This window comes from Streptomyces callyspongiae (genome assembly GCF_047200695.1).
Classification (GTDB): domain Bacteria; phylum Actinomycetota; class Actinomycetes; order Streptomycetales; family Streptomycetaceae; genus Streptomyces.
Genome location: NZ_JBJZOM010000045.1, coordinates 1 through 1,135, shown reverse-complemented (window position 1 = coordinate 1,135; position 1,135 = coordinate 1). Strand labels below are relative to the sequence as shown.

1 protein-coding gene is annotated in these 1,135 nt (G+C 66.3%); it reads left to right on the top strand.

The window, feature by feature from the left end; genetic code table 11:
* Positions 1–46 precede the first annotated feature (46 nt).
* Entirely contained in the window at positions 47–1,135 is a 1,089-nt protein-coding gene (locus tag ACL06G_RS21435) for an IS630 family transposase (protein WP_412788153.1), read from the top strand.

Sequence of the window (1,135 nt, the reverse complement as noted above, 5' to 3'; positions counted from 1 at the left end):
CTAGTGTCCTGAGTCGTAAGTTCGGGGGCGGCTGTAGGGTGGGTTGATGCCTGGTCCGAAGCCGTTGGCGCTGGAGTTGTCCGACCACGAACGCAGGGTGCTGCGGGGCTGGTTGCGGCAACGGACGGCGTCTCAGGCGCTGGTATTGCGCTCGAGGATCGTGCTGGCGTGCGCGGAGGGCCGGCAGAACGCGGAAGTCGCTCAGGACCTGGGCATCTCGCGGGAGACCGTGCGCAAGTGGCGGTCCCGCTTCGCCTCCGACCGGCTGGAGGGCCTGGTCGACAAGCCGCGCTCGGGGGCGCCGCGGAAGATCACAGACGAGCAGATCGAGGCCTTGGTCGCCCGGACGCTGGATCAGACGCCACCGTCGGGTGATTCGCACTGGTCGACGCGTTCGATGGCCCAGGCGACGGGGATGTCGCAGTCGGCGGTCTCGCGGATCTGGCGGGCGTTCGGCCTCAAACCGCACATCGTTCAGACCTGGAAGCTGTCCACCGACCCACAGTTCGTGAGCAAGGTCCGCGACGTGGTGGGCATCTACCTCGCCCCGCCGGAGAACGCCCTGGTGCTGGCGGTGGACGAGAAGTCGCAGATACAGGCCCTGGACCGCACCCAGCCCGTGCTGCCGCTGGCACCGACCATGCCGGCGAAGATGACCCATGACTACGTCCGGCACGGCACGACCAGCCTGTTCGCCGCCCTGGACATCGCCTCCGGATCGGTCATAGCCCAGCACTACCGCCGCCACCGCCACCAGGAGTTCCTCCGCTTCCTGAAGGTCATCGACGCCGCCGTCCCGAAGCACCTGGACCTGCATCTGGTCCTGGACAACTACGCCACCCACAAGACCGAGCCGGTCAAGAAGTGGCTGCTGCGACACCCCCGCTTCCACCTCCACTTCACCCCCACCTCAGCGTCGTGGCTCAACCTCGTCGAACGCTGGTTCGCCGAACTGACCTGCCGCAAACTCCGCCGCTCAGCCCACCGCAGCGTCGTCGCACTCGAACGGGACATCCGCGGCTGGATCAACGAGTGGAACAAGAACCCCAAGCCGTTCGTGTGGACCAAGACCGCCGACGAGATCCTGGAAACCCTCGCCGCCTACTGCCAACGAATTAACGACTCAGAACACTAG

Excerpts from the sequence above, each read along its gene's own strand:
- ACL06G_RS21435 (WP_412788153.1), top strand. The coding sequence starts at position 47 with ATGCCTGGTCCGAAGCCGTTGGCGCTGGAGTTGTCCGACCACGAACGC.